At 63.8% G+C, this 26,640-nt stretch carries 24 protein-coding genes; 5 read left to right on the top strand and 19 right to left on the bottom strand.

Annotation, left to right across the window (positions count from 1 at the left end):
• Nucleotides 1–82: 82 nt before the first annotated feature.
• Nucleotides 83–1,450 carry an MFS transporter gene (locus tag AOBCEHNH_RS06695; RefSeq protein WP_152063666.1) on the bottom strand — a complete coding sequence of 456 codons (1,368 nt, stop codon included), beginning with the start codon at nucleotides 1,448–1,450 and terminating at the stop codon, nucleotides 83–85.
• Between the two features lie 202 nt (nucleotides 1,451–1,652).
• On the opposite strand from AOBCEHNH_RS06695, the gene AOBCEHNH_RS06690 reads away from it, so the two are divergent.
• Together AOBCEHNH_RS06690 and moaC are read left to right on the top strand one after the other, a co-directional pair.
• Complete coding sequence (locus tag AOBCEHNH_RS06690) at nucleotides 1,653–2,744, top strand: GTP 3',8-cyclase MoaA (RefSeq protein ID WP_152063665.1); 1,092 nt, start codon at nucleotides 1,653–1,655, stop codon at nucleotides 2,742–2,744.
• Between the two features lie 5 nt (nucleotides 2,745–2,749).
• Nucleotides 2,750–4,165, top strand: a complete 1,416-nt coding sequence (gene moaC, locus AOBCEHNH_RS06685) for a cyclic pyranopterin monophosphate synthase MoaC (protein ID WP_152063664.1) — start codon at nucleotides 2,750–2,752, stop codon at nucleotides 4,163–4,165.
• A 71-nt stretch (nucleotides 4,166–4,236) separates the two neighbouring features.
• Here moaC and AOBCEHNH_RS06680 read toward each other — a convergent pair whose 3' ends face one another.
• Both AOBCEHNH_RS06680 and ligA read right to left on the bottom strand, forming a co-directional pair.
• Entirely contained in the window at nucleotides 4,237–5,094 is an 858-nt protein-coding gene (locus tag AOBCEHNH_RS06680) for an HAD-IIB family hydrolase (RefSeq protein WP_152063663.1), read from the bottom strand.
• Between the two features lie 51 nt (nucleotides 5,095–5,145).
• Nucleotides 5,146–7,353 carry an NAD-dependent DNA ligase LigA gene (ligA, locus tag AOBCEHNH_RS06675; RefSeq protein ID WP_193221213.1) on the bottom strand — a complete coding sequence of 736 codons (2,208 nt, stop codon included), beginning with the start codon at nucleotides 7,351–7,353 and terminating at the stop codon, nucleotides 5,146–5,148.
• A gap of 261 nt (nucleotides 7,354–7,614) precedes the next feature.
• On the opposite strand from ligA, the gene AOBCEHNH_RS06670 reads away from it, so the two are divergent.
• On the top strand, nucleotides 7,615–8,376 hold the full coding sequence (locus AOBCEHNH_RS06670; RefSeq protein WP_152063661.1) for an SDR family NAD(P)-dependent oxidoreductase: 762 nt from the start codon (nucleotides 7,615–7,617) through the stop codon (nucleotides 8,374–8,376).
• A 145-nt stretch (nucleotides 8,377–8,521) separates the two neighbouring features.
• Here AOBCEHNH_RS06670 and AOBCEHNH_RS06665 read toward each other — a convergent pair whose 3' ends face one another.
• The 15 genes from AOBCEHNH_RS06665 to AOBCEHNH_RS06595 form a co-directional block, all read right to left on the bottom strand.
• The gene (locus tag AOBCEHNH_RS06665) at nucleotides 8,522–9,238 is read right to left on the bottom strand and encodes a helix-turn-helix domain-containing protein (RefSeq protein WP_152063660.1); all 717 of its coding nucleotides are present in this window, start codon (nucleotides 9,236–9,238) and stop codon (nucleotides 8,522–8,524) included.
• A gap of 146 nt (nucleotides 9,239–9,384) precedes the next feature.
• A complete protein-coding gene (locus AOBCEHNH_RS06660) occupies nucleotides 9,385–9,990 on the bottom strand; it encodes a helix-turn-helix domain-containing protein (protein ID WP_152063659.1) in 606 nt (201 codons plus the stop codon).
• Between the two features lie 357 nt (nucleotides 9,991–10,347).
• Nucleotides 10,348–10,539 carry a hypothetical protein gene (locus tag AOBCEHNH_RS06655; protein ID WP_152063658.1) on the bottom strand — a complete coding sequence of 64 codons (192 nt, stop codon included), beginning with the start codon at nucleotides 10,537–10,539 and terminating at the stop codon, nucleotides 10,348–10,350.
• Nucleotides 10,540–10,552: 13 nt separating this feature from the next.
• Nucleotides 10,553–11,149, bottom strand: coding sequence for an Rnf-Nqr domain containing protein (locus AOBCEHNH_RS06650; RefSeq protein WP_152063657.1), 597 nt, complete (start codon nucleotides 11,147–11,149; stop codon nucleotides 10,553–10,555).
• Nucleotides 11,149–11,808, bottom strand: a complete 660-nt coding sequence (locus AOBCEHNH_RS06645) for an Rnf-Nqr domain containing protein (RefSeq protein WP_152063656.1) — start codon at nucleotides 11,806–11,808, stop codon at nucleotides 11,149–11,151. The genes AOBCEHNH_RS06650 and AOBCEHNH_RS06645 overlap by 1 nt, the downstream gene beginning before the upstream one ends.
• On the bottom strand, nucleotides 11,808–12,401 hold the full coding sequence (locus AOBCEHNH_RS06640) for an RnfABCDGE type electron transport complex subunit G (RefSeq protein WP_226803339.1): 594 nt from the start codon (nucleotides 12,399–12,401) through the stop codon (nucleotides 11,808–11,810). Before AOBCEHNH_RS06640 ends, AOBCEHNH_RS06645 begins: the two co-directional genes overlap by 1 nt.
• The gene (locus AOBCEHNH_RS06635; protein WP_152063655.1) at nucleotides 12,388–13,320 is read right to left on the bottom strand and encodes an RnfABCDGE type electron transport complex subunit D; all 933 of its coding nucleotides are present in this window, start codon (nucleotides 13,318–13,320) and stop codon (nucleotides 12,388–12,390) included. The genes AOBCEHNH_RS06640 and AOBCEHNH_RS06635 overlap by 14 nt, the downstream gene beginning before the upstream one ends.
• 4 nt (nucleotides 13,321–13,324) lie before the next feature.
• Nucleotides 13,325–14,668 carry an electron transport complex subunit RsxC gene (rsxC, locus tag AOBCEHNH_RS06630; RefSeq protein WP_152063654.1) on the bottom strand — a complete coding sequence of 448 codons (1,344 nt, stop codon included), beginning with the start codon at nucleotides 14,666–14,668 and terminating at the stop codon, nucleotides 13,325–13,327.
• 262 nt (nucleotides 14,669–14,930) lie between these two features.
• Nucleotides 14,931–15,308: a DUF1648 domain-containing protein gene (locus AOBCEHNH_RS06625; protein ID WP_226803338.1), complete on the bottom strand. Its 378-nt coding sequence runs from the start codon at nucleotides 15,306–15,308 to the stop codon at nucleotides 14,931–14,933.
• Nucleotides 15,309–15,398: 90 nt separating this feature from the next.
• The gene (gene ychF / locus AOBCEHNH_RS06620; RefSeq protein ID WP_152063652.1) at nucleotides 15,399–16,478 is read right to left on the bottom strand and encodes a redox-regulated ATPase YchF; all 1,080 of its coding nucleotides are present in this window, start codon (nucleotides 16,476–16,478) and stop codon (nucleotides 15,399–15,401) included.
• Between the two features lie 94 nt (nucleotides 16,479–16,572).
• Nucleotides 16,573–17,838, bottom strand: a complete 1,266-nt coding sequence (locus AOBCEHNH_RS06615) for a 4Fe-4S binding protein (RefSeq protein WP_152063651.1) — start codon at nucleotides 17,836–17,838, stop codon at nucleotides 16,573–16,575.
• Between the two features lie 145 nt (nucleotides 17,839–17,983).
• Nucleotides 17,984–18,532 carry a DUF308 domain-containing protein gene (locus AOBCEHNH_RS06610; protein ID WP_152063650.1) on the bottom strand — a complete coding sequence of 183 codons (549 nt, stop codon included), beginning with the start codon at nucleotides 18,530–18,532 and terminating at the stop codon, nucleotides 17,984–17,986.
• Nucleotides 18,533–18,632: 100 nt separating this feature from the next.
• Entirely contained in the window at nucleotides 18,633–20,942 is a 2,310-nt protein-coding gene (locus AOBCEHNH_RS06605) for a hydratase (protein ID WP_152063649.1), read from the bottom strand.
• Between the two features lie 195 nt (nucleotides 20,943–21,137).
• Nucleotides 21,138–22,292, bottom strand: a complete 1,155-nt coding sequence (locus AOBCEHNH_RS06600) for an MFS transporter (RefSeq protein WP_226803337.1) — start codon at nucleotides 22,290–22,292, stop codon at nucleotides 21,138–21,140.
• A 210-nt stretch (nucleotides 22,293–22,502) separates the two neighbouring features.
• On the bottom strand, nucleotides 22,503–22,673 hold the full coding sequence (locus tag AOBCEHNH_RS06595; RefSeq protein WP_193221209.1) for a hypothetical protein: 171 nt from the start codon (nucleotides 22,671–22,673) through the stop codon (nucleotides 22,503–22,505).
• 235 nt (nucleotides 22,674–22,908) lie between these two features.
• Here AOBCEHNH_RS06595 and AOBCEHNH_RS06590 point away from each other — a divergent pair, with 235 nt between their 5' ends.
• Nucleotides 22,909–24,651 carry a TerB N-terminal domain-containing protein gene (locus AOBCEHNH_RS06590; protein WP_152063648.1) on the top strand — a complete coding sequence of 581 codons (1,743 nt, stop codon included), beginning with the start codon at nucleotides 22,909–22,911 and terminating at the stop codon, nucleotides 24,649–24,651.
• Nucleotides 24,644–26,026 (top strand): ATP-binding protein, encoded by a 1,383-nt coding sequence (locus AOBCEHNH_RS06585; protein WP_152063647.1) that lies wholly within the window; start codon nucleotides 24,644–24,646, stop codon nucleotides 26,024–26,026. The genes AOBCEHNH_RS06590 and AOBCEHNH_RS06585 overlap by 8 nt, the downstream gene beginning before the upstream one ends.
• Before the next feature lie 190 nt (nucleotides 26,027–26,216).
• Here the strand turns inward: AOBCEHNH_RS06585 and AOBCEHNH_RS06580 are convergent, their stop codons facing one another.
• Nucleotides 26,217–26,636: a DUF2871 domain-containing protein gene (locus tag AOBCEHNH_RS06580; protein WP_152063646.1), complete on the bottom strand. Its 420-nt coding sequence runs from the start codon at nucleotides 26,634–26,636 to the stop codon at nucleotides 26,217–26,219.
• Nucleotides 26,637–26,640 lie beyond the last annotated feature (4 nt).

Raw genomic sequence — 26,640 nt, 5'->3', positions numbered from 1 at the left:
CCAGTTTTCCCCATGTTGCATCCGCTCGGTCGTCGCGGCACATTTGGGGACAGGCACCAATTGCGGCCGAGCGACATTCCCGTTAGAGGCCCTTCGACTGCCCCCCAGCGAGGCCGTCGTCGCCAAAGCCGCAAACTCCCCCGGCGCGGCCCTCATCGGCAAAGCAACCGGCCTCTCGAGCGCGCTCCTCGTCGACGAGATCGCCGATCTCCCTGCCCCGCATAATGAGAATCGCGAGCGGCACGATGACCACCAGCACCCCGGCGGCAACAAGGGTTCCCTGCACGCCCAAGACATGGGCAAGAGCGGGTGCACAGAGCAGCGGGATGGCCCCCGCAAGGTTGTTGCCCGCGCCCATGGCGGCGTTCACGCGCCCAATACGGTCGAGCGGCGTGTGAATCTGGACCAGCGTGTCCTTAATGGGGCCGAACGCTGAAAATGCAACACCGAGGATGAACTGCCCCGCACACGCCACGAGCACATACGGAGTCGCGACATACAGCAGGCTTCCGGCCCCCGTGACAAACAGCACAACGAGTAGGGCGCGCACGTTGACGAAGCGAGGGGGCAACACGCCGGCGATCGCTGCGCCCAACAGCCCGCCCACGCCCGACAACGCGGAAAGCCAGCCCATCCAAGAGGCGCCCACCTTGAGCACATCCCGGTAGAACAGGGACTCGAGCGGGTCGAACGCGCCGTACCCCATGAACGAGAGCATGGTCGCCCAAAACAGCAAGGTGAGAACCTTGCTGCCGAAAATCGCCGAGAAACCCGCGGAGACCGAACCGCTCGGAGCATCGGAGCCCTCATCCGCACTGCCCGCCGCGACCTCAGGTTCTCGCAGGGCCTCGATGCCCCATCCGGGAATGAGGGAGATGGCGGCGCACACGACCATGAAGAGGAACACCGCCTGCGTGGGTGCAACGAGCGCGATTGCGCCACCAGCGATAGGACCAATGACGATCGCGAGGTTGCCCGTCAACGTCACGAGCGCGTTGATTCGTTTGAGCTCGTCGAGGTCAGCAGTGAAATACGCCGGGAACGCACGGGGCACCGTGTCGGCGATTCCCCAAGTCATCCCGAAGACCGCCGCGCCGAGAAACACGCCCGCGATGCTCGTCCCCACCACCTGATACAACAGGCCGCTCAAAATCAAGCCGAATGACGTCAATCGGAAGAACACGCGAGGCCCGATTCTATCGAGGAGAGCTCCACCTCGGATTTGGCCGATCACGATGCACAAATTGAGCAGCCCCACGGCAATGGCGTTATCGCCCACACCTGCACCCATGGAGAAGGTCAGGGTGCCCATCACCCCGATGAAATAGCTGCACATGGCGCCGAGATACAGGAAAAAGCGGGCCGCGATGAACCGGCGTATCTGATGCGTCAGCTGCGGTGTGGCGAAAAACAAGCCGCGACGCCTCCGTTCGATCGAGCCCTTCTTCATGCTCCCCCTCCTCTTGCACTTTAGTGCACTAGTGTATCAAAGCGATATACCAGGCACATTCGCGACCGCTCAATTGGAAACCGATGCAAACTGCGCAATTTGCACCTGTCCCCAATTGCCCAATTGCCCCGTCGAAGCGCGGTTCGGGTACCATAGGTTCATACTTAGCCTGACACCCCATACGACCACCCGAAAGGCGCGCATGGCCCGCGAACTACACGACGGCTTTGGCCGCGGCATCAACTACCTGCGCATCTCCGTGACGGATAAATGCAACTTCCGCTGCGTGTACTGCATGCCCGAGAAGGGCGTGCCCGCGCGCGCCCACGGCGAGCTGCTCACCGCCGAGGAGATCGCCCGCTTTGTGCGCATCGTGGCGCAGGAGGGCATCACGCGTGTCCGCCTCACCGGCGGCGAACCGCTCGTCTCTCATCGCATCGTGCCGCTCATCGAGGAAATCCGCTCGATTTCCGGGATCGAGGACATCTCCCTCACCACCAACGGTGCCCTGCTGCCGCGCATGGCGGCCGACCTGCGCGCAGCAGGCTTGGATCGCGTCAACATCTCGCTCGACACGCTCGACCCCGCACGGTTTTCCCAAATCACGCGCCTCGGCCGCGTCGAACAGGCGCTCGCCGGTATCGATGCCGCGCTCGAATACGGCTTCACGCCGGTCAAGGTGAACACCGTCGTCGTACGTCGTATGGATCAGGACGTACTCAACCTCGCGCGCCTGTCCGTCGACCGCCCGGTCCATGTACGGTTTATCGAGTACATGCCCATCGGCGGTGGTCAGAGCGCATCCGCCGAAGACCCGAGCAGCGGCCACGGGCTCGACCCGCACTGCGGAGCCGGAGCGGCTGGAACCGGCGGCGCGCTCAACCCTGACCTGTGGGACGCGAGCGATGTGGTCCCCTCCACCGAGCTTCGCGAGCGTATCTCCTCCGAAGCTGCCGCCGCGGGCCTCGGCGCACTCGAACCCGTGCAAAACGGCGGTCCCCTTGGAGCGGGCCCCGCGCGTTACTGGGCCTTCCCCAACGCGGCCGGCACCGTCGGGTTCATCTCGGCCATGTCCAACCATTTCTGCGAGTCGTGCAACCGCCTGCGCCTCACCGCCGACGGAACGATTCGCCCCTGCCTGTTCTCCGATGCCGAGTATCCCGTACGCGAGGCCCTGCGCTCCGGCGATGAAGACACGGTCCGCGCTATCTACCGCAATGCCATCGCCCGCAAACCCCGCCAGCACGACGACATCGACGGCACCCAGCGATTCATGTCGCAGATTGGAGGGTGATCCCCATGACCACTCACACCCCCGATAAACCCGAACGCCCGCGCACCCTCGGTCGCACCGTGCACGAGAAGTACCCCGCTGCCGTTGTGGGCGAGGCTTCCGAACTCACCCTTGTCGAGGGGGGCGAGCGCGGAGGCGCGCCAGGCCCCACCGAGTCGGAGCACACGACGAACTCCCCCGCCTCCTCCGGCGAGCGCGACGCCTACCGCGACGATCTCACACATGTCGACGAGCACGGCGACGTGCGCATGGTCGACGTGGGAGACAAACAGGTCACCAAACGCATCGCGATCGCCGAGGGCACCATCCTCATGCACCCTGAAACCCAGGCCATGGTGCTCGAGGACCGCGCCAAAAAGGGCGATGTCCTCGCATGCGCGCGCGTCGCCGGCATCATGGCGAGCAAGCGCACGAGCGACCTCATCCCCATGTGCCACCCGCTCAATATCACCAAGGCGAAAGTCGAGATCGAGCCCATCTCGTCCTCCGCGGTCGCGGCCCCCGGCTGGGCGCCGGCGCGCGAGGACCATCGCGTGGGCTTCCACGTGCTCGCCACCTGTGGAGTCACGGGCGTAACCGGCATCGAGATGGAGGCGCTCACGGCCGCCTCGACCGCCTGCCTCACCATCTACGACATGTGCAAGGCCGTGGACCGCGGTATGGAGATCGTCGATGTCCGCCTACTGCGGAAGGAAGGCGGGCGCTCCGGCCTCTGGGAGCGAGACGGGGAGCGCGCCCATACCGACGAGGTCGATGCCGAGGCAAAGGAAGCCGAGATCATCGCCGCCGAACTCCCCTCCCCGCTTCCCGGCGGGCCGCGCACGGGCACGCCGGCGCCCGCCGTCGCCTTTGTGGGCTACCAGAACGCCGGCAAGACCACGCTGGTGGAGAAGGTCATTTCCCGTCTCGCGCAGCGCGGCGTCCGCGTTGGCTCCATCAAGCACCACGGGCACAAGGGTTTCGACATCGATCAGCCCGGCAAGGATTCCTGGCGCCATGCGCAGGCAGGCAGCCGCCATGTGGGCCTGATCTCGCCGGACATGTACGCCGAATACTCCCGCACGACCGAAGAGGTGCCCGTGCTGGACATGCTCACGCGTTACACCGATGTGGATACCGTCATCGTCGAGGGCTACAAGGCCGCAGGCCTGCCGAGCATCGTGGTCGCCCGCTCGGGCATCGACCGCATGCGCGGGCGCGATTCCTTCGAGCTCATCAATGACGACACGATCGCCGTCGCCTGCAACGACGTGGTGGCGCGCGATTTCCGCACCCGAGCGGTCAAGCAGGCCCGCGCTGCCGCAGAGGAAGCCGGGCGCGCCTTCTCCGAGGCGGACATCCATCTGCCGCCGTTCCTCGACATCAACGACTCGGCTGCCATTGCGAGCTTTGTCTACGACTACGTGCAAAAGGCGCGTTAAGCCATATCGCGACGGACGCGTCGCACCGCTTTATACGCATCGGGGCCCGCTCACACGGGCCCCATTTTCATTTATTCGATCACAACGCGACCACGCTGGGCGCGAAGCGTCTGGAGGATGTGCTTGGGCACGGCGTGGAACTCGCAGCGGCCGATGACCGCACTCGCCGCCGCCTTGGCCTCGGGACTACCGTTAGCCGTCGCGTATGAATGACGGAACCGACGCAACATAACCAGGTCGTTGCCGCCATCGCCGTACACGGCGATCTCATCTTCTTCGATACCGTAATGGCGGCCAAGCCACGCGATCGAGGCCCCCTTGTTGCAATCCTTGTCCGTGATCTCGAACATCACGGGATCGAACGGCGCATTGACCACCGTGTCGGCGTGATCGGCCAAAAACGCCTTGAGCTCCCGCTCGAGGTCGTCGCTCGTCACGCGGCAGTTGATCTTGCACACATCATGGGAGAGGATCGAGCTGATCGATTGGTCGAAGAACTGCTCCTCGTGCGTTCCTCCCCGAGCACGCATGCCGCGCATCACGATGCGACGGAACAGGTTGTCGCGGGCGAACCCCTCTTGGTGCATCTCAAAGCTGCCACTTGAGAACATGCCGTCGGGCGTGCAGCAATCGAAGCAGATCTGCGGGAAAGAACGGATGAGCTCCTCCACGAACGCCGGATCGACCGTGAAGGTCTTGAGCAGCTCGCCGTTCCTCCCGCGGATGATCGAGCCATTCGCGCAGACCGCATCGACCTTGAGGCCCGTGAACCCATGCTCGCCGGCGGGCAAGAGGGAACGACCTGTCGCGGGCACCACATGAGCTCCCTGGGCAATGGCCTCCTGTATCGCACCGCGGATTGTGCGGTCCGCCTCATGCAGACCGTTGAGCAGGGTGCCGTCCAAATCGCTCGCAAACAGCTTGATCATGCGCGTCGTCCTCTCATCGAATTCGTCAGCGCATCATTCTACCGCTCTGGTCTACACCTGTGGCACCTCGCCCGTGGCGAGGATCCGCTCCAGGGCCTCCTCGTCGAGCACGGGAACGCCCAGACTCTCGGCCTTGGTGAGCTTGGAGCCCGCTTTGGGGCCTGCGACCAGGTAGCTCGTCTTTTTAGACACGGATCCCGAGACCTTGGCGCCGAGGAGCTTGAGGGCTGCACCCGCCTCGTCGCGCGTACGGTTGACGAGCGTGCCGGTGAGTACGAAGGTGAGGCTGTCCAGCGGCTGCCCCGCCGCCAGGTCGGCATCGACGCCGGTCTCTTGGGCCGCCTGCGCCACCGCCGCACCCAAGTTCTCCTCGAGCGCGAGACCCGCCTCGCGCAGGCGCTGCAAGACCTCGAGATTCTCGGGCACGGATAGGAACTCACGGACCGACGCCGCGATCTTGGGCCCGATGCCCTCGCACGCCGCAATATCCTCCTCGGATGCGGCGGCGAGTGCGTCGATGGTCAGGAAGCGCTGCGCCAGCACCTCGGCCACGGACTTGCCCACATGGCGGATGCCGAGGGCGAACAGCACGCGCGAGAGCGGCTGCGCCTTGGAACGGACGAGTTCGTCCATCACCTTGCCGGCGATGGTGTGACCGACCTTGATGGGGTCACCCGCGGCCACGCCCTTCTTCTTGTCGTCCTTGGCGTAGGTTCGGCCCGTGTCGAGCGCAGCGATGGAATCGGCATCGAGCGTGTAGAAATCGGCGACATCGCGCAGCAGACCCGCCTCGATCATTTTGTCGATGAGCTCGTCACCCAGGCCGTCCACGTCCATGCAACCACGGCTCACCCAGTGGACGAGGCGCTCCTTGAGCTGCGCGGGACAATCGAGGGACACGCAGCGGTACGCCACCTCGTCACCCTCATGAACCACGGGACTGCCGCAGGTGGGGCAAGTCTCGGGCATATCCCACTCGACCGCGTCGGCGGGGCGCTTGTCCAGCACCGGACCAACGACCTCAGGGATCACGTCGCCGGCCTTGTGGACGATGATGGTATCGCCTACGCGCACATCCTTGCGGCGAATCTCGTCGAGATTGTGCAGAGTTGCGCGGGCGATGGTGGAACCAGCCACCGTGACGGGATCGAACTCGGCAACCGGGGTGAGCACGCCGGTACGGCCCACCTGGATGCGAATCTCACGCAGAACGGTGGTCTTCTCCTCCGGCGGGAACTTGAAGGCGATCGCCCAGCGCGGTGCGCGGGCGGTGAAGCCGAGGTCGGCCTGCTGGTCGAACCCATCGACCTTCACAACCACACCGTCGATGTCGTAATCCAAGTCGCCACGGTGCGCGAGCGCATCGGCGCAAAAAGCGTGAACCTCTGCGGGCGAGGTGCAGCGCGCGACGTTCGGGTTGACGGAGAAGCCCGCCTCGCGCAGCCAGTCGAGGAACGCATGCTGGGAGTCCACATGCAAGGGCGCCGTGTCGGCGATCGAATAGATGAAGGTGGCAAGGCTGCGCGTCGCGGTGACCTTGGGGTCCTTCTGGCGCAGGCTGCCCGCGGCGGCGTTGCGGGGGTTGGCGAAGGGCTCGCGACCCTCGACGTCGGCCTCCGCGTTCAGGCGAGCGAAGCTGCCCTTGGGCATGTAGACCTCACCGCGGACCTCGATGGGAGTTCCGCGGTCAGCCCCCATGTGGGCCAACGCGGCCTCGGAAAGGTGCATGGGCACGTCTTTGATGGTGCGGACGTTGAGCGAAACGTCCTCGCCCGTCGTGCCATCGCCGCGCGTGGCGGCGCGTACGAAGGCGCCGTTTTGATAGGTGATGGCCACACCGAGGCCGTCGATCTTGAGCTCGCAGGTGTAGGCAACGCGCCCCGCGCCGAGCGCCTCCTCCGTACGGGCGAGCCACTCGTCGAGCTCCTCGAGGTTCATGGCGTCGTCCATGGAATACATGCGCGCCATGTGCGTGATGGGCGCGAACTGCTCGGACACGTAGCCGCCCACGCGCTGGGTGTAGGAGTCGGGGGTGACGAGCTCGGGATGGGCCGCCTCGATCTGCTGAAGCTCGACCAGCAGCTTGTCGAAAGCAGCGTCCGTGATCTCGGGCGCATCGAGGGCGTAGTAGCGATAGGCGTGGTAATCGAGCAGGTGGCGCAGCTCGGCCGCGCGCGCTGCGGCCTGAGCGCGGACGTCCTGCGGGGACTCGGCAGTCGCCGAAGCGCCATCCGTCCGCGCGCCGTCATCCGTCGCCATATCGCCAAACAAGCTCTGCTGCTCCGTCACGTGGGCCTCCCCGATAGTCAAATCTCAACCACTACAGAGTACCATCGCGCGCGGATGCTTTCCCTCCTCCGCATACCGATAACGGAATAACGGGTCGCCGCCCAGCGGTGAATTCCAGTTCACCCGCTTAAAGCATCGGCATCTGGATACAAACCGTGCAAATGCGTGCGCATTGCCAAATGCACCTGCGCAATCCCGCGCACGCCGGCTTCAGAGGAGAGAGGAACCATCATGAAGCAGCTCAACGAGAAGGTCGCCGTCGTCACCGGTGCCGGCCAGGGCATCGGCAAGGGCATTGCCCTGTGCCTGGCCAAGCGCGGCGTCAAGGTCATCGCCACCGGCCGTCGCCTGGAGCCCATTGAGGCCACCATCGCCGAGATCCGTCAGCTCGGCGGCGAGGGCTTTGCCATGACCTGCGACTCCGCCGACCGCGAGCGCGTCTTCGAGGTCGTAGCGAAGGCCGTCGAGACCTACGGCTCCATCGACGTCATCGTCAACAACGGCCAGGCCATCGTCCCCTCCCAGCCCGTCGAGGACACCGAATACGACAACATGCTCAAAGCCTGGGAGTCCGGTGTGATCGGCTCCCTCAACTATATGCAGGCCGCCTTCCCTCACATGAAGGAGCAGCACGAGGGTCGCATCATCAACTTCGCCTCCGCCACCGGTATGTTCGGCATCGCCGGCCAGCTCGCCTACGGCTCCAACAAGGAGGCCCTGCGCGGTCTGACCAAGATCGCCGCCAAGGAGTGGGGCCAGTACGGTATCACCGTCAACGTTGTGCTGCCCGGCGCCGAGTCCCCGGCTGCCAAGGCCTGGGCCGAGAAGTTCCCGGAGGAGTACGCCAAGCAGGTCAACCTTAACCCGATGAAACGCTTCGGCGACCCCGAAATGGACATCGCGCCCGTCATCGCCTTCCTCGCCGGTCCTGACTCCTGCTACTTCTCCGGCCAGAGCGTCATCGTGGACGGCGCCAACAGCATCATGCCGTAAGGGGCCGTTCCAACCGCAGAGACCCGCATGCCCGCAATGAGCCACCGAGCTCCGCACGGAATTCGGGCCATCTTGCATAGGCGCCGTGCGCATTTTCGCGTACGGCGCCCAATTTGTTACATACGGACCCACGCGCGGCACCGCATCACGCCAGCTTCAAAGCGATCAGAAGGACGAAGGTCCACGCAATGGCGCAGATCGAAAGCACGGTGGTCACCAATGTCCAATGTGGCAGTAGCCAGCGCCATACGAACGTCTGTGGTAACGCCGCGCCGGGCTCATACCCCTCCAAAAACGCCGCGACATCTACGACGCTCTCAAGGTTGTGCTCAATTTTGATCCCCTGCATTTTCCACGAAGCAACGATGCTCGCAATCATAATTGACCAATGTACGATGTTTTCAGTATCGGAGATCGCATACGCCTGATCGGGGGAAAGGAACTTGTGCGCGATCGATGTGACGACGATGCCCACGAGTATCTCTAACATCCAGAGGCAATTGAGCGCGATTGCGACCTTGATTGCTCTTCGATCGCGTGCGGTTTGGCGCAGATACTCCTCTGAACGTTCGTCCAAAAGCGCGTCCAACGTGATGCCAAGCGCAGCGGAAAGGCGCTTGAGACTCTCAGCGTCCGGTAACGTGCGACCCTTTTCCCAGTTGATCACCGTCTGACGCGACACGAACACAAGCTCGGCTAGACGCGCTTGCGATATTCCCGCACCCTCGCGAAGACTTCGGATTCGCTTGGCGAGCGGACCAGTAAGCCCGCTAGAATTCACGTCCGGCCCTTCATGCTGAACGCAATCGATGCCAGGATCTTCCGAACGCGTCTGCTGTGCGACAACGTTTTCCTGCCACATCGCGGCCTCCCCATCATCATAGTTGGGATTCTATGCGCTGAGTGTACACCCGCCTAAACCTCGATCTTGCAATTCACCTCGGAAACCCTTGTCTATTCCCTTTAACACATGCCTTGAGCTGGTATTACCTTCGCCCACGTCGATTTCTAAGCGTACGCGACGGCAATCAACGCGGCAGCAAGTAGCACGATATAGAACGTATAAAACGCCGGCAGGTTGGTGAGGAGCACTCGATAGAACCACGTGGCCGGCGGTTCCTTCCCTTTCGGATAGCCCTCGACGAACATCATGATGCTGATGGCGTCTCCCAGATCTTGGCCTGAGGCGATGCTGCGGAACCTCTTCGCGATCGGCATGGAGGCAAAGCAAAGCACCACCCTCATCCCGCTAAGCACCAAACGGAACTCTCCGCTTCCAGGTGCACGCAAAAAAGAGGAATACAAGAAAACCAGTAAGAGCTCGAGTGCAAAAATAGCGCCCAGCGCAGCAAGGCAGTGTGTCAACTGACGGCGGGCTTCGGCGGTTTCTTCCAGCATGTCGGGCAGCTCATCGCCCAAAAGCCCGTCAACCGTGGTGTTGAGGGCCTTGGCAACGAGTTGCAGACTCTGCACATCGGGCAACGTGTTCCCGCGCTCCCAATTACCCACGCTCTGACGCGTGACGTATGCGGTGGCGGCCAGCTCGGACTGCGTCAATCCAGCCGCTTCCCGCAAGGTGCGGATGCGCGACCCGACCTTCGATGCGATATTCATCTCTCGCCCCCATTCCACATGGGCCAAACAGGCAAGCAGCTTCTTAACGAACCGCCACGACCCCGCGGGAACGCAATGCGGCGCCCCCTGCTGATGCCGCAATTCTACCCACTGCTACCGACTGGTTCGACAATCGCGATGTAAAAGCCTCTTTGCATCCGCACGCTCTCGCCCTTTCCATGGCGTCTTTGCAGTTTATGAACGACTAATCGTTCATAAACTGCGGATGAGACAGCGAATCGGCATAAAAATGGAGGATATGAACGACTCGGTCGTTCATATCCTCCAAAAGGTGCCAGTTAAAACTCAGACGATACCGGCAGTGTCAGGACAACGGGCGATGGCAAGTCGGCGAGACTACACTCCGTCAGCAGCGGACTCGGCGGCGGAAACCTCAGCGGCCTCCTCGGCGGCAAGCGCCGCCTTGTACTCGCGCCACTCGGTGTACTTCTGCACACCGGCGCAGATGGACAGCACGAGAGCGGCGGGAACGGCGATAAAACCGATCACGACCATGGGCGCCACGGTGTAGAACACAGATTCGAACATGGCTCATACCCCCTTAGGCGAACAGGCCGCCGGCGATACCGGCAACACCGGTGAACGCCAGCGCCATGAGCGACGCGGTCACAAGCGTGATGGGCAGACCGCGCAGAGCGGCAGGAACCAGACGCTCGTCGATACGGCTGCGCACGAAGGCGAAGAGCACGACGGCAAGCAGGACGCCCAGGCCGGCACCAACGGACGCGCCCAGGGCGGCGTCCCACGTCAGGGTCTCGGCCACGGCGGCGTTGCTGAGCGCCACTGCCAAGACGGCGGCGTTGCAGGCCACGATCGGGCACACGCGTAGCAGGCGCTCGCGCTCGGCAGCGGTCTTGCCGGAGCCGAGCACCGTGGCCGTGACCACGATCGCGGTCCAACTCACGAGCACGTAAGCGAGCGGCGCGAGGAACGTGACGCCCCAAGGCTGCAGAACCTGCGTATACAGAGGCCAACCCAGGGCGCCCGCCACGGCGGTGGCGATGGCGATCATGACACCGAAGCGCCAAGAGTCCTGCGGGCGAGCCGCAATCAAGATCACAGACACCATGCCGATGAGCTGGGCGAACACCAGGTTGTTATCGAGAGCGGCGGTAAACAGCGCGTTCAGGAACGCCATTAGCGCTCACCTCCCTTTAGGGAAGTCGCATCGGCATCGGCACCCTTGGCGCACATCTGCTCGATGGACTGGACGAACACGGCCACGAGCGCCAGCACCAGCAGCGAGCCGGCGGGCTTGCCAAAGGCGGCGATCGGCGAGGCGGCAAGCTCGCCCATGGTGAGGCCGAAGACCTGACCGGTGGTGAGCATGCCGTTGATGAAGCCGACGAACACCAGGGTGGCGAGCACCATGGCGGCGGCGAAGATCGCGGTCATGAGCGGCGTCTTTGCCGGGGCGACCACCAGGCCGTCGCCGGCGATCCACGCCACGACGATCGCGTTCACGGCAACGAGCGGCAGGTAGATGCCGAGCGCCTCGAACACCACAGGATCGGTGACACGGACGCCGAAGCCGAGCAGAGTCACGACGGTCACGCTCACCATGAGCATCACCGCGGTGCGCGACCACGTGCCGGTGAAGGCGCGCAAAAGGGGCGCGATCGAGGCCATGACCACAATCGCAGCGGCGGTAACCAAACCGATCATCAGGCCGTTCTCGAGCGAAGTCGCGGCGAAGAGCCCCGGCAGGGCACCGGCGACGACCAGGAACGTGGGCGTGTGAACCATCTTGGAAATGCGAGCGTCCTGCTCGCGCACGATATTCTCGTTCAGAGCCATTAGTTGCCTCCCATCTGGGCGTAGGCGGCAAAGGCGATATTCAGGCAGTCGACCACGGCACGCGAGGTGAACGTGGCGCCGGAGACGGCGTCGACGTGGGTCTGGCCAGCGCCGGCCTCGTCGACCGTGAGCTCACCGGCGGCAGGTGACCCGGCAAAACCGCCGAAGTACTCCTCGGTGAGCGCATTGGTGCCGATGCCGTCGGTCTCGTCCTCGGCCACGACCTGGATACCGGCCACGGTGCCGTCGGCGTTGATGCCGATCATGAGCTCGACATCGCCGTGATAACCCTGCGCGGAGGTCACATCGAAGACCCACGCGCCGGTATCGGCCTTGTACACGGAGTTCAGGCCCTCGACCGCGGGGGCAGACTGGGACTCGAAGGACGTGGCATCCGGGAACAGCAGCTTGCGCTGCGCGCCGCCCTTGGCCTCGTCGAGTGCGAGGTCGGACTGCTCGAAGGCCCCCGCGAGGCCGTGGTGGACGCCGGCCGTCACGCCCGCGCACAGCAGGGCGACGACAAGGACGGCAAAGGCGGAGAAGATGGCGCCGTTGCGACGACGGGCCATCGGGCACTTGTTAGACGAGGGCATGCTTCACACCTCCAGCGGGCTGAGGACGCGTGTAGCGGTCGATCAGCGGGGTGAACATGTTCATGAACAGGATGGAGAACGCCACGCCCTCGGGGGCGGCGGCGAACAGGCGCACGAGCGCGGTGATGACACCGCAGCCGATGCCGAAGATGATCTTGCCCTTCGGCGTCATGGGCGTGGTGGTGTAGTCGGTTGCCATGTAGAAGGCGCCGAGGGCGAGGCCGCCGGAGAGCACCTGGTAGATGGCGTCCTGACCGGCAAACCCGGTGATGACGGCAACCGTGGCGATGAACGGCACAGTGGCCCAGGCGTCGACGACGCGCATCACGAGCAGGAACACATAGCCGGCGAGCAGCGTGATGATGCAGGTCTCGCCGAGCGCGCCGGCGTGCAGGCCGAACATCATATCCATGTAGCTGTACGGCGCGTCACCGGCGGCGTTCATGGCCAGCGGGGTGGCGCCGGTGATGGCGTCGAGCGGACGACCCATGATGTCAGGGTAGGCACCGAGCGCAATGGGCATGGCGAGCATGATGAACACGCGGGCGGCGACGGCGGGGTTGGCGAAGTTGCAGCCGATGCCGCCAAAGAGCATCTTCACCACGGCGATGGCGAACACGGTGCCCAGGATCGCGGGGAAATAGCCGCAATCGGCCGGCAGCGTGAAGGCGAAGAGCATGGCGGTGACCACGCAGGACAGATCGCCGGCGGTGCTCTCGCGGTTCATGAGGCGGCAGCACACATGCTCGGTCACGAGCGCCGTGGCGACGCACACCAGAACGAGCAGCGGGGCGCCGAGACCGTACAGGAACACGGAAGCCACGAGCGTGGGCAAAAGCGACAGGCACACCATGCCCATGATCCACTGCGTGGAGCCCTTACCGTGGAAGTGAGGCGAGGCCTCGTTGATGAGGTTCATGGATTTACGCCTCCTTCTTATCGGACGGGGCGGTCAGGCGAGCGACCTCGCCGCGATAGACGGCCTTGCCCTCGCGGATGGACGCGGTGATGCGGCGATGGGCCGGGCACACATAGGCGCAGGAACCGCACTCCATGCAGTTCATGACGGCGAGCTCGTCGAGCGCGACCACGTCATGGCTGCGAGAGGCGGAATCGAGCGCGAACGGCTCGAGGGCCAGCGGGCATGCGCGCACGCAGCGGCCGCAGCGGATGCAGGCGGTCTCGTCCGGAAGGACGGCGGCGTCATGCAGGGCCACAATGGCGTTGTTGGCCTTGAGGATCGGGCAGTCGATGTTCGTGATGGTGCGACCCATCATGGGGCCGCCCATGATGATCTTCTTCGGCTCCTTGACCATGCCGCCCGTCGCCTCGATGACGTCGCGGACGCTCATGCCGAGCGGGATGCGATAGTTGCCCGGATTGGCGATGCAGTCACCGGTGACCGTGACGGTCTTGCAGGTGAGGGGCATGCCGTAGCGGAAGTACTGCTCCACGCGGGAGATGGTGGTGACGTTGACCACGAGGCAGCCCACGTCGATGGGCAGGCCGCCGGCGGGTACGTCGCGCCCGGTCGTGGCCTTGATGAGCACCTTCTCGCCACCGGCGGGGTACTTGGTCGGGATCTCCATGACCTCGATGCGGTCCTCGCGGCCCTTCTCCTTGACCACGCGCTTGAGCTCGAGGATGGCCTCGGGCTTGTTGTCCTCGACGCCGATCACGGCGGCGGGGATCTCGAGCGCCTCGATGGTGCGGAACACGCCGTCGATCACGCGCTCGGAGTGCTCCATCATCTGACGGTAGTCGCTCGTGATGTAGGGCTCGCACTCCATGGCGTTGACCACGAGGAACTCGAAGCTCTTGCCCTCGGGGGCGCGCATCTTGAACCACGTGGGGAACGAGGCGCCACCCAGACCGACCATGCCGGAATCACGCACGCAGGCGATGAACTCCTCCTTGTTCGAATAGGTCGGCGGCTTGAGCGCGGGATCGGACTCCATCTTGCCGTCGGAGACGATCTCCACCACGGGTGCGGTGGCGCCCGTGGGCAGCTGCTCGGTGGCGACCTTGGTCACCGTGCCGGAGACGCTCGCGTGGATGGGCGAACCCAGGCCGTTCACCTGGCCGATCAGCGTGCCTACATATACATGATCGCCCTCGCTCACCACCGGGCTCGCCGGCGCGCCGATGTGCATGTTCAGCGGAATGAGCACTCGCTCGGGCGGAGTGATTGACGTGCAGGCAAAGTCCCGCATGTCCTTGCACTGAGGCGGATGCACACCGCCCCTTGTCTTGTGCAGAGAAAACATTGGCTTCCCTCCCATATTTCCCCCAACTGTGCGCGGCCGCGCATAAAACGCGGCCGCGACGCATATCAGGTCAAAATTGTAGCGGGTTTCACCACGATATAGACTGCCAAATGACAGATTTCTGCAGCTTGAAGCGTTTTATCGCCATCCTGAGAAAAAATGCGCACGCAAAAACAAGGCCGCCCCGGCACGCGAAACGAACCGAGGCGGCCTTTGCACAGCAAAATATGACAGTGGCGAATAGCTGGGAAGACGGTCTTTGCTAGAACCCGATACCGTGCCCTGAGAGCGCTCCGTACAGCAGGATGCCCGTCGCGGCGACGAACACCACGCCCTGGACGATGGCGTTGCGGCCAGCGCGGGTAAAGGTGATGGCTGCCATGGTGAGGTCGTCGCCGTACTTACGGGCCTGCTTGAGACCCATCGCGACGGTCGCCGCGCTGATCATGAAGCCCATGACGGGCAGAAAGAGCAGCTCGCCCTTGCTGCCGTAGCGAAGAACCTCGCCCGCGGCGTTGACCTTCATGGGTACCTGGTCGCCCAGCTCGGGGAAGGCCATGAGGACCATGAGCACGGGGACGAAGGCGATCATGAGGGCCAACAGGGCCTTCATGCCGGCGGATTTACCGTAAGAGAACATAGCGCACCTTTCAAAGATGAGCCGCCTTGTGGCGGCATTCGGAATCACATCGCGAAGGCCGCCGAGGTCTCCCCCGGCGGCCTTGAGCATCTACACGTTGAAGCGGAAGTGGACCACGTCGCCGTCCTGCATGATGTAGTCCTTGCCCTCCATGCGCAGGCGGCCGGCCTCCTTAGCGCCCTTCTCGCCGCCGAGGGCGACGTAGTCTTCGAACGCGATGGTCTCGGCCTTGATGAAGCCACGCTCGAAATCGGTGTGGATCACGCCGGCGGCCTGCGGGGCCGTGGCGCCCTGGCGAACCGTCCAAGCGCGGACCTCGACCTCACCGGCGGTGAAGAAGCTCTGCAGGCCGAGCAGCTTGTATGCGGCCTGGGCCAGGACCTCGAGGCCGGAGCGCTCAAGCCCCAGATCAGCCAGGAACTCGGCGGCTTCCTCGGGATCGAGCTCGGAGAGCTCCGCCTCGACCTTGGCGCAGATCGGAATGGGCTTCACACCGTCGATTGCGTCGAGGTCCTCGGTGAGCATGTCCTCGTCGACGTTGGCGACGTAGAGCATCGGCTTCATGGTCAGCAGGAACAGGCCCCTGGCGGCGGCGCGCTCCTCATCGGTCATCTCCATCGTGATGGCACGGTTGCCCTCGTTCAGCCACTCAACCAGACGCTTTGCCACCGCGAGCTTGGGGGCGAGCTCGGCGTCGCGCTTGGCTTCCTTCTCGAGTTTGGGAAGCTGCTTTTCGAGCGTCTGGATATCGGCCAGGATGAGCTCGGTCATGATGGTCTCGGCATCGCTCGCCGGGTCGACGAACTCGCCCGTGTGATTGGCCTCGCGCATGACATCCGGGTCCTTGAAGTAACGGACCACCTGGCAGATGGCATCGCACTCGCGGATGTTGGCCAGGAACTGGTTGCCCAGGCCTGCGCCCTCGGAAGCGGCGCCCTTCACCAAACCGGCGATGTCGACGAACTCAACGGTGGCCGGGAGGATGCGAGCGGGGTTCACGATCTTGGCGAGCGCGTTCAGACGGTCGTCCGGCACGTCGACGATGCCGACGTTCGGGTCGATCGTGGCGAAGGGATAGTTCGCGGCCAGGCCACCCTTCTTGGTGAGAGCGGTGAACAGCGTGGACTTGCCCACGTTGGGCAGACCGACGATTCCGATGGAAAGTGCCATGGGATTCCTTTACTCAAAGCTCAGCGCCGCAAGCGCTGCGTATACGTAAACCTTGCCATTATAGACCGTAAGGGCCCATAGGGCGCTACGGCGCCTAGTCTGCGAGTTTTTCAATCTGGTCGAGGGCACGGCCGAGCTTCTGCTTGACCTCGGCCTTGGCCTCCGCGTACTCCGCCTTGGCCTCTGCGGCGAGCTTGGCCTTACGCTCGGCTTCCGGATCGGGAACAACGAGCTCGGATCCATCGCGCTCGACCATCTTGAGGGCATGGTCGGAGCAGACCTCAGCGCACAGGCCGCACCCGATGCAATACGTCGGCTCGATGGCGAGCTTGCCGCCGTTGAGCAGGTCACAGGCGAAGGTCGGGCACGCCTCGACGCACGCGCCACACATCGTGCACCTGTCGTGGTCGAATTCGGGGAACTGCACGCGGACGTTCTCCGCAAGCTCAGGATGCTGCTGCAAGGTGGAGAGCATGAGCTGGCGCCCCTGCGTGAGAATGCGGCGACGCTTCTGCGTGGTCACGCCGCAGGCGCTGTTCAGCGTCTTCTCCAGCGCGCTCACGCGGCTCGAGTGCTCACGGATGCGCTGCGTCACGCTGGCGACGGCAGCCGTGGCAGGCGTGAGCTTGGACACCGTGAGGCCCGTCTGGCGCACGATCTTGTCCATGAACTCCTTGCGCTCGTACTCACGGCGCTTGTTGCACTTGAGGTCGCGCGGCTCGACCTCAAGGCCCATACCGCGGCCGGCCCACTCCTCGGCCTCGCCGATGGCCTCGCCGAGCATCTCCTCGCCACAGGTGTTGCGGCAGTTGGCGCAGATATCCAGCGGCAGATACACGCTCACGTTGGGGAAGTCGGTCAGGATGGAGAACCAGGTCTCGCGCGTCACGTCGCCGACGCAGGCCACGAGCACCTCGTTCTCACGTGGGATGCGCTTGAGGGCGCGCGTGCAGGTGACATACGCGGTCTCATGCGCGGTGGCGGCGCGGGCCACGGCGTCGTAGACCTTCTTGGGCTGCAGGCGCGGGCTCACGAACGCCTCGGTGGGGCAAGCGGCGACGCACAGGCCGCACTTGCGGCAGCTGTCCAGAACGTCGATCGCGCCGTCCTCGATCTCGATCGCGTTCACCGGGCATACGTCCATGCACGCATGGCAGCTGCTCTTCTCGGATTTGCAGGCCAGGCACGGAATGCAGTTGACGCGCGGACGCTCCTTGTAATCGGCGGGATTCCAATGCGGCTTGCTCTCGTCCACGGTGCCCAGCAGCGCGTCCGTGATGCCCCCAAAGGGGTTCTTGAGGGCGTCGACGCCCTTGCTGATCTCGATGATGTCGTCGAACATATCGTGCTGCTCGGCCATGCGAACTCCCTTATCGCGCCCAGGCAAGCGCGCAGATGCGAAGCGCCCGCGATGGCGGGCGCATATGAACCGTTAGCTGACTATTGTACCGATGCCACAGCGGCCATGTGTGAAGACCGGGCGATGCCGTGTCGCCGCCGCGCCGCTACGCGCTCGGCTGCTCCTCGTGGCTGGCAACGTGGAACGGATAAACCACGAGCTCCAGACCGAGCAGCAGGACATGATGACCCAAGTTGGCAATGGGCGCGAGCAGCAGCATGGTGCCGAGCACCAGCTCGAAAATTCCGGAGGCGAGCGGAGCGATCCACTTGTGACCGGCAGCGTGCGCCTTCAGGGACTCGTCGATCTCCGCCGCGGCGTTCTCCAGACCCAGCAGGCCCCACATGACGGCGATGACGTTGAGCGACTCATGCGTGTTGAGCAACGTGACGATACCGAGCACGATCATGACCACGTCCGTACCCACGGTGATCTTGCCGGGATTCGAGTTGCGTTCCAAGATGTCCGTCACGATATCCGCCGTGCCGACGAACAGCATGACGCCGCCGAGGAGGTGCGGAAGGTGCTCGGCCACGGGCTCGGGCATGACAAGGCACGCCGCGCCGAGGATGGGCAAAAGCAATGTGGCCACAAAGGCGACTTTGCCCGGGATTTTCTGACCCTTGGGATTGCGGTCGATTTCGATCTGCGACATGCATGGAGCCTTTCGTGCAAAAAATGCCCGCCTCGTCGTGAGGCGGGCATGCCCTGTTCACGTGGCGTTTATACCCACGACAAGCAACTCCAAGCAGGTGTCAGTTATTCTTCGCGCGGTCGCGATTGTAATTTATGAGGCAACCGGCCTTCACGATGGCGCGCTCCTCGGGCGTCATATCGGCGACGAACAGCTCGATCTGCTCGATCTCGCCATTTGCACGCACGACCCACGCGGGAATCGCGTCCATCGCGCCCTCGAGCGCGGAGCGAATGCCCGGCACGTACACGTAATCCCCCACCTCGAACGTGGGCTCGCCCTTCATCTGGAAGGGAACCATGCCCCAGTTCATCACGTTGGAGCGATAGCGCTTGGTAGCGTACTCGCACGTGATGTTGGCCAGGCCGCCCAGCACGCGCTGACAGCTGGCCGCCTGCTCGCGAGCGGAGCCGTCACCCGGCTTGACCGCATAGATGGTCGACCCGATCTCCACGGACGCCGGGTCGTCCGCACCGGGCGCGCCGGCGGCGACGAGGCCATCGAACACGCCGGCAACCTCGGCAGGCACGGCGCCCTCGAGGCGCTGCGCCTCAAGCTCAGCCACGACCTTGGCACGACCCACGTATTCCGGGTCGCGGCGGCTCAGCGTGAACTCGGCGAGGCCCAGCGGGTTGGAACGATACGAGCTCGTCTCGCCCGAGGGAATCAGCTCATCGGTGGTGGTCACGTCGTCCATGATCTTGGAGGCGACACGCAGCAAGATATTCTCGGCAAGCGGCTCCATGTCCGGCCAGTCCTTGATATTGGGGCCGTACACCAGGTCGCGCTCGCCCTCAGCGGCGCCGAACCCCTGGTATACGCGGTGCTCGTAAGCGCTTGCGTCGAAATGGTACGACACGCGCTCATCCCAGACATCCTCGGGCAGATCGATCGCGGCGGTTAGCACGCCGCCCGCAGCCGCGGTTGCCGCAATGGAGCGTGCGTCCATGAGCGCCACACCCGTGAGCTGGCCATTTCCGGGCTTTGAGCCCTCGCGGTTGGGGAAGTTGCGGGTGGTATGGCGAATCGACAGGCCGTTGTTGGCCGGCGTGTCGCCCGCGCCGAAGCACGGACCGCAGAACGCCGTGCGCACGATCGCGCCGGCCTGCATGAGGTCGAATGCGGCGCCATTGCTCGCCATCTCCAGGAACACGGGCTGAGAGCTGGGGTACACCGAGAGCGCGAACTCACCATTACCGCAGGTCTTGCCCTTGAGCACGCGAGCGGCCTGCATCACATTGGTGAAATTGCCGCCCGAGCAACCCGCGATGACGCCCTGCTGCACCTGCAGGCGACCGTCCGGACGGATCTTGTCCAGCAAGGACAGCGACGCGCGGCCTCCGCCCACCTCGGCGGCGCGGAGCTCGACCTCGTGCAGGATATCCTCGAGGTTGGCGTTGAGCTCCTCGATGGTGTAGGCGTTCGAGGGGTGGAACGGCAACGCGATCATGGAGCGCACCGCGGAGAGGTCGACTCGCACGCACCCATCGTAGTAGGCGACGGGAGCGGGATTGAGCTCGCGGTAGTCCGCCTCGCGTCCGTGCTCGGCAAGATAGGAGCGCGTATCCTCGTCCGTGCGCCAAATGGAGGTGAGGCACGTCGTCTCGGTGGTCATGACATCCACGCCGTTGCGGTAATCGGTCGGCATGCTCGCCACGCCGGGGCCGATGAACTCCATGACCGCGTTCTTCACATAGCCGCAATCGAACACCGCGCGGACGATTGCCAGCGCGATGTCCTGCGGGCCCACGCCGGGCGCGGGAGCACCCTCGAGATACACTGCCACCACGCGGGGATAGGCCACATCGTAGGTGTCGCGCAGCAGCTGCTTGACCAGCTCGCCGCCGCCCTCGCCGATGGCCATCGTGCCCAGGGCGCCATAGCGGGTGTGGGAGTCGGTGCCGAGGATCATCTTGCCGCAGCCCGCCTGCATCTCGCGCATGTACTGGTGGATGACGGCGATGTGCGGCGGGACAAAGATGCCGCCGTACTTCTTTGCGGCGGACAGGCCAAAGACATGATCGTCCTCGTTGATGGTACCGCCCACGGCGCACAGGGTGTTGTGGCAGTTGGTGAGCACGTAGGGTACGGGGAACTCGGTCATTCCCGAGGCCTTGGCCGTTTGGATCACGCCCACATAGGTGATGTCATGGCTGGCGAGCGCATCGAAGCGCAGGCGCAGGCGACCCATGTCGCCGCTCGTGTTGTGCCCAGCAAGGATCCCATAGGCGATGGTCCCCTCGCGGGCGGCATCCGGGTTGGGGAGCTTTGGGGCGTCTTGCATGGCCCCGGACACGCTCTCCTCGGAGATGATCGTCTTCCCATCCACGAGATAAACGCCACCGTTATACAGCTTCACCGGCTCTGCCATGCGCGCACTCCATCCTGACCATACGGCCCCACGTCCGCGGCCGATGGCGCGCGGGTACTTTAGCTTGTTGCAGTATACCCGAGCACGCGGACAACTCCGGTGCACGGTGACGGACGCCACGAGAACTCAATCGGCATCCAAGTGCCCGAAATGCGAGAGGGGTGCGGCGGCTACGGAAAGGCCGCCGTACCCGACCTACCGCATGAGCTTGAACAGGACCCCCACCGTGACCAGCAAGCAAACGGCGCCCACCGCACCGCCCACGACGCCGAGCAATTCGACCGACAGGCTCGTCACCACGAACCCGCCCACCGCGGAACCGGCCCCGATACCGAAGTTGAACAGCCCGGAAAAGATGGACATGGCCACGGCGGACTCGTCCGCCTCGACCGCGCGGATGACCTCCGATTGGAAGGCCACGTTGAACGCCGTGGCGCAGCAGCCCCACAAGACGAAAACCGCGCTCGTGGCGGCGAAGCTCGCCGCGCATGCGCGCAACACGAACAACGCCAGGACCATGCCAGCGACGGAGCACGCGATAAACGCCTTGCGACGACCGTCGTACACGCGGGAGAACAGGATACTTCCCATCAAGCCGGCGCAGCCGAAAACCGTGAGCGCCGCGGTGATGGCGGTGGGCTCCATCCCACCCACGCGCGCCAGGAACGGTTCGATGTAGCTATAGCCCGTGTAGTAGGCCGTGGCGAACAAGACCGTCACCGCATACATGGCCGAAAGGCGGCGATTGCGCATGAGCGCCGGCAACTTGCCGAGGGTGAAGGGCTCGCCCGCCGGCATCTTAGGCAAGATGAGGGCAAGGTAGACGGCCACGAACGCGGAAACCGCCCCAACGACGCCGAACGCCATGCGCCATCCCAGGGCGAGGCCGATCGCGCGCCCCAAAGGCATGCCGAAGATCATGGCGATGGACGTTCCCGTCGCGATCATGCCGAGCGCAACCGACGCATGCCTCGTGCTCACCAGGCGCGTCGCCATAACCGAGGCGATGGACCAGAAAATTGCGTGGGCGCAGGCGACCACGATGCGCGCGACCACCAGAATCGCGAACGTGGGAGCGCCGGACGAGAGGGCCTGACCCACCGCAAACACCGCGAGAACGCCCAGGAGCAGGCGCTTGAACTCGATGCGCGACGCCGCGATCATGAGCGGCAGGGAGAGCAGCATCACCGCCCACGCGTACACCGTGATCATGACGCCGGCGGCGGCCTCGGTGATGCCGAAGCCCGAAGCGATATCGGTCAAGAGGCCGATAGGCATGAACTCCGAGGTATTGAGCATGAACGCAGAGAGCGTCAGGCCCGCAAGCGCCATCCACTGTCGAGATGTCACGTCGGCTTCTTCGCCCGTTCGGCCGGTGTCATTCGCTCCGATTCCCCCGCTCGCGCGCCCCATATTCATACGCCCCTTCGCATCGATCCTCAAAAGCGGCTGGCCCCGCACGACACGGGGCCAGCTGAACAGCCGATAGATTATAGGGGACCGACCGTTGATCCGCGGACTTGAAGACGCGCTCAATACAGCCGGCGGCGGGCGGCGCGATTAGCGCGCTGCTTTTCCGAGCAGGTACATCATGCCGAAGAACAGGGCGGCAGAAGCCGCCAGGCAGCCGACCATCCCAAAGGCCCTGTCGAATAGGCCCCTCACACCGCGGGGGCGCGCCTCGCCATCGAGAGCATAGGGGTTGTACTCGTACGGATTGCGGATGTTCATCGATTGCCTCCTTATCGGCCTGCGGACGGGCGGCCCTTTTGTTCTTGACTGCATCATCCGCTACCTGCGAAAACAGCACCATCGATTTGGCTTACGCACGCCTTGCGCTTTTGTAAGAGAGCTTGGGAAACGCTGAAGAGGGGCCTGAAGCGCCATCCCTTCCCCTAAAATACGAACATCTGTTTGGTTCTGTGGTATACTGGAGGGTACATCCGATATACCGGGGAGGTGAGCCATGAAGCCGATGAACGGATCGAAGCCCGCTGCTCGCGAGCTCATAGACCGCATTATGGCGAGCGAGCGCTTGCAAGGCAGCTCCCACTTCTCCGAACGCGTGTATGCGAGCGAACCGATCCTCACCACCGGCCGGCAAATGGCGAACTACCTCCCCGACCGCTATCGCGAAATGAAGGCCATCTCGCGCTGGGAGACCAACTCGAACGGCAGTGGGCGCTGGCTCTCCGAGGCGGAGCTGTTCTACCGGCAGGGCACGTTCATGGCGGATTTCGAGGATGACTGCCCCTACCCGGGCACGTTCAACTCGTATTTCCCCACGTACAACGCGATGAGCGATCGTCAGTTGCGCGGATATTTCACCTGGCGCGCGGCGGTGCGCCAGGGCGACGTCCAAGAGTCGTGCCTCTCCTTCGCCTATGTATACCTCTACGAGCTCATCTGCGGAATCGGCGCCACGGACCCGATGGACGGATTTCAGAAGCTCGAATCCTTCTGGCAGGCGTACCGCACCTTCTCGCCCGAAATCGACCGCTACGCCCGCACATGGCTGCAGGATTACGTCGTCTACCACGGACTTTCGCCCCAATTACTCGAACCATACAAGACGCTCTCCTTCGATCGGGCCCTCGTCGCGCTGACGCGTGCCGAGGAGCTGGCGTGCGCCCGTCTTAGCAACCCCCAGCGAGGGCGACGTAAAAAAGGCTTCTCCGCCCTGCCCCTGCCCGGGGACCCTGTTGCCGAGCAGCGGTTGTTCGATGCCCTGGATGCGCTCTCGACGTATCATCTCGCCGGAAGCCGACTCTACAAATCGACGCCCGAGGCGCTGCGCCACGTGTGCTGTGCGGTCTTTGTCCGCATGAGCGAGTACTATCACAAGCAGCGCAAATACAGCCTTACGGAAAGCCTGTTCGGCGGGCAGTTCGAGCTCGCGTACACCATGTTCGGCTCGGCGGTGTTCTTCGAACCCGAGCGCCATCCTGACGCCAATTACGAGCTTGACGAGATTCATCGGTATCGCTGCCGCAACGGCGCGTGGTCCTGCGAACGCTATCAGGGCAATCGCTCGCGCAACGCCAAGCTCGGCCAAGCCATGCGCGCCGCCGACCGGATCCTACGCGAGGGGCTCGGATTCGACCGCCCTCTTAAGGAGCAGGGCAAGCTCCCCAAGTACCTGCAGGGGCTCATCGAGGAAGAGGTTGCGGCCTGGCTCGCCTGGAGCGCGGCGCATGCACCCGTGCGCGTCGAGATCGACCTCTCGCAGCTCGCGAACATCCGTCGCGCCGCCGCAAGCACGCGCGAATCACTCCTGATCGACGAGGAGCGCGAGGGAAAGGGGGCGCTGCTCGACGCGGCGGACGGCAATAGCCGCGACGGTGAGCGCGACTGTGCGACATACGTAGACCGTACAGCCCCCGAGCCGCTCCCCATGGCGGCCGCGGCCGCCTCTCCGGTTGAGCCCATCTCGCCGCCCGCTGCCACGGCCGCCGCTGGGCATACGCACCAAACCGCAGGACTCGACCCCTCCGAGGCCGGTTACCTGAGAGCTCTGCTCGAAAAAGACCAAGCCGGGGCCGCCAAGATCGCCAAGGAGAAGCACGGCTCCGAAGACATGCTTGTCGATGCCATCAACGAGGCCCTTTTCGAGCTCGTTGGCGACACCGTAATCGAATACGGACCAGACGGACCCGAGCTGATCGAAGATTATCGCGAAGACGTGGAAGGATTTCTGAACCATGATTAACCAGCCCGCCGCACCGCGCGTTCCCAAACGCGTCGCCGCCGTGATCTTGAATTCCCTCAAGGGCGGCGTGGTCCCGCGCATAGGCCTTCCCTACATCACCGTTGGCCGTGAAATCGAGATCCAGGCCCTCCTCACCGACCTCGCCCTCATCGCCGGCGGCGGGGCAAGCTTCCGCTTTCTGGTGGGTCGATACGGCGCCGGCAAAAGCTTCTTGCTGCAGACCATCCGCACCCATGCAATGGGCGAGGGTTTCGTGGTCGCCGATGCCGACCTCTCCCCCGAACGTCGCCTACAGGGTGGTCAGGGCCAGGGCCTCGCAACCTATCGTGAGCTCATCCGCAATCTCTCGACCAAAACGAGGCCCGAAGGCGGGGCTCTTACCCTGATTCTCGATAAATGGGTCGCCAATATCCAAGCAGAGGAGGATTCGGCGGCAGCGAACACGCCCGCGATGAATGCCGGATCCACGGTAGGCATCGCGGCAGATAACGGCCCGACATGCACTGGCCTTCGCAGGCAGCTCGCCGACCTCGAGGAAATGGTCCACGGCTTCGAATTCACGCGTGTGCTCGGCGTGTACCGGACGGCCTGTGCCCAAGGCGATGACGAGGCGAAAAGCCGCGCCGTCAAATGGCTGCGCGGCGAGTACCGCACCAAGACGGAGGCCCGAGCGGAACTGGGGATAAGCACCATCATCGATGACGACTCCTGGTACGACTACGTCAAGCTGTTCGCGCGCTTTCTCACCGGAGCCGGATACTGCGGCATGCTCGTCCTCATCGACGAGCTGGTCAATCTGTACAAGATCCCCAACGCCATCACCCGCCAATACAACTACGAGAAGATCTTGCAGATGTATAACGACACGCTGCAGGGCAAAGCCCAGCATCTTGGCATCATCATGGGCGGTACGCCGACCTCCATCGAGGACCGCAGGCGCGGCGTGTTCTCCTACGAGGCGCTGCGCAGCCGCCTCACTCAGGGGCGTTTCGCCCGCGAGGGGATGCGCGACATGCTTGCCCCCATCATCAGACTTCAGCCGCTCACCTATGAGGAGCTGCTCGTGCTCATTGAAAAGCTCGCGCAAATCCACGCCGGATATTTCGGATACGAAAGCAACCTGGACGAGGGCGATCTGGTCAACTTCCTCAAAATCGAGTTCGGCCGCGTGGGTGCCGACACGCACCTCACGCCGCGCGAAGTCATCCGCGATTTCATCGAGCTGTTGGACATCATGTGCCAGAACCCCGATGTCACCCTCAAAGACCTGCTCAACGGAGAAGGCGGGTCGGACGGCGGCTGCACATTCCTCTCAACACCCGCGACTGAACCCGCCGCCAGCGACAATGCGCCTTTCGCCGAGTTCACCATTTAGGATCAGCCGTAACACCTGAACGCGCGCTGCACGCAGGCGCGCTCGTAGACAATGTTTGCGGCTTTAAACGCGCCCGGTATCCACAATGAACTGCCTCCCATTTCTCATGCCCAAGAAATGGGAGGCAGTTCACTATCGAGGTGTCGGGCGTTTGCCGATTCGAGTTGAATCGAATCGAACCTGCAAGGGCCTACGCCTCCGCTCGGGAGACGGCGCGCTTCACGCCCAGCAAGATGAGCACGATGCTCACGCCGAGCACGATATGGCCGAGACCGGCAATACCGGAAATCGCCGCATCCATACCGTGGGCAAGCTCAATGCCGAGCACCTGCGGAACACCGCGCACCACGAGCATCGCTGCGGTGGCGTTGAGACCGATGTGATACGCCGTCACGGCGCGGCTCACCTTGGCATCGGTGATGTGCAGGGCGTTCTCAAGCAGCACAAGCAAGAGAAAGACGATCATGCCCAACGCAAAGTAATGGGTGTGGACGAACGCGAGGGTCGTTGCCCCCTCGAAACCATTGAACTTTGTGAACTCACGGAAGAACACGCCTCCCACCATGGCGAGAATCGCGTAAATCAAAGCGCTGTTGGCATACTTCTTCATGACA

This window comes from Collinsella intestinalis, assembly GCF_902501455.1.
In the GTDB taxonomy this organism is placed as follows: domain Bacteria; phylum Actinomycetota; class Coriobacteriia; order Coriobacteriales; family Coriobacteriaceae; genus Collinsella; species Collinsella intestinalis.
Note: the sequence above shows the minus strand (reverse complement) of the source record. Positions and strands in the feature narration are given on the sequence as shown.

What these genes read in the sequence shown, in the direction of transcription:
- AOBCEHNH_RS06590 (WP_152063648.1), top strand. Translation starts at nt 22,909, where the DNA reads ATGAAGCCGATGAACGGATCGAAGCCCGCTGCTCGCGAGCTCATAGAC.
- AOBCEHNH_RS06660 (WP_152063659.1), bottom strand. Translation starts at nt 9,990, where the DNA reads ATGAATATCGCATCGAAGGTCGGGTCGCGCATCCGCACCTTGCGGGAA.
- AOBCEHNH_RS06645 (WP_152063656.1), bottom strand. Translation starts at nt 11,808, where the DNA reads ATGGCTCTGAACGAGAATATCGTGCGCGAGCAGGACGCTCGCATTTCC.
- AOBCEHNH_RS06635 (WP_152063655.1), bottom strand. Translation starts at nt 13,320, where the DNA reads ATGAACCTCATCAACGAGGCCTCGCCTCACTTCCACGGTAAGGGCTCC.
- AOBCEHNH_RS06595 (WP_193221209.1), bottom strand. Translation starts at nt 22,673, where the DNA reads ATGAACATCCGCAATCCGTACGAGTACAACCCCTATGCTCTCGATGGC.
- AOBCEHNH_RS06610 (WP_152063650.1), bottom strand. Translation starts at nt 18,532, where the DNA reads ATGTCGCAGATCGAAATCGACCGCAATCCCAAGGGTCAGAAAATCCCG.
- AOBCEHNH_RS06665 (WP_152063660.1), bottom strand. Translation starts at nt 9,238, where the DNA reads ATGTGGCAGGAAAACGTTGTCGCACAGCAGACGCGTTCGGAAGATCCT.
- AOBCEHNH_RS06625 (WP_226803338.1), bottom strand. Translation starts at nt 15,308, where the DNA reads ATGTTCTCTTACGGTAAATCCGCCGGCATGAAGGCCCTGTTGGCCCTC.
- ychF (WP_152063652.1), bottom strand. Translation starts at nt 16,478, where the DNA reads ATGGCACTTTCCATCGGAATCGTCGGTCTGCCCAACGTGGGCAAGTCC.
- AOBCEHNH_RS06655 (WP_152063658.1), bottom strand. Translation starts at nt 10,539, where the DNA reads ATGTTCGAATCTGTGTTCTACACCGTGGCGCCCATGGTCGTGATCGGT.
- AOBCEHNH_RS06650 (WP_152063657.1), bottom strand. Translation starts at nt 11,149, where the DNA reads ATGGCGTTCCTGAACGCGCTGTTTACCGCCGCTCTCGATAACAACCTG.
- AOBCEHNH_RS06670 (WP_152063661.1), top strand. Translation starts at nt 7,615, where the DNA reads ATGAAGCAGCTCAACGAGAAGGTCGCCGTCGTCACCGGTGCCGGCCAG.
- moaC (WP_152063664.1), top strand. Translation starts at nt 2,750, where the DNA reads ATGACCACTCACACCCCCGATAAACCCGAACGCCCGCGCACCCTCGGT.
- AOBCEHNH_RS06585 (WP_152063647.1), top strand. Translation starts at nt 24,644, where the DNA reads ATGATTAACCAGCCCGCCGCACCGCGCGTTCCCAAACGCGTCGCCGCC.
- ligA (WP_193221213.1), bottom strand. Translation starts at nt 7,353, where the DNA reads ATGGCGACGGATGACGGCGCGCGGACGGATGGCGCTTCGGCGACTGCC.
- AOBCEHNH_RS06690 (WP_152063665.1), top strand. Translation starts at nt 1,653, where the DNA reads ATGGCCCGCGAACTACACGACGGCTTTGGCCGCGGCATCAACTACCTG.
- rsxC (WP_152063654.1), bottom strand. Translation starts at nt 14,668, where the DNA reads ATGTTTTCTCTGCACAAGACAAGGGGCGGTGTGCATCCGCCTCAGTGC.
- AOBCEHNH_RS06615 (WP_152063651.1), bottom strand. Translation starts at nt 17,838, where the DNA reads ATGGCCGAGCAGCACGATATGTTCGACGACATCATCGAGATCAGCAAG.
- AOBCEHNH_RS06605 (WP_152063649.1), bottom strand. Translation starts at nt 20,942, where the DNA reads ATGGCAGAGCCGGTGAAGCTGTATAACGGTGGCGTTTATCTCGTGGAT.
- AOBCEHNH_RS06695 (WP_152063666.1), bottom strand. Translation starts at nt 1,450, where the DNA reads ATGAAGAAGGGCTCGATCGAACGGAGGCGTCGCGGCTTGTTTTTCGCC.
- AOBCEHNH_RS06640 (WP_226803339.1), bottom strand. Translation starts at nt 12,401, where the DNA reads ATGCCCTCGTCTAACAAGTGCCCGATGGCCCGTCGTCGCAACGGCGCC.
- AOBCEHNH_RS06680 (WP_152063663.1), bottom strand. Translation starts at nt 5,094, where the DNA reads ATGATCAAGCTGTTTGCGAGCGATTTGGACGGCACCCTGCTCAACGGT.
- AOBCEHNH_RS06580 (WP_152063646.1), bottom strand. Translation starts at nt 26,636, where the DNA reads ATGAAGAAGTATGCCAACAGCGCTTTGATTTACGCGATTCTCGCCATG.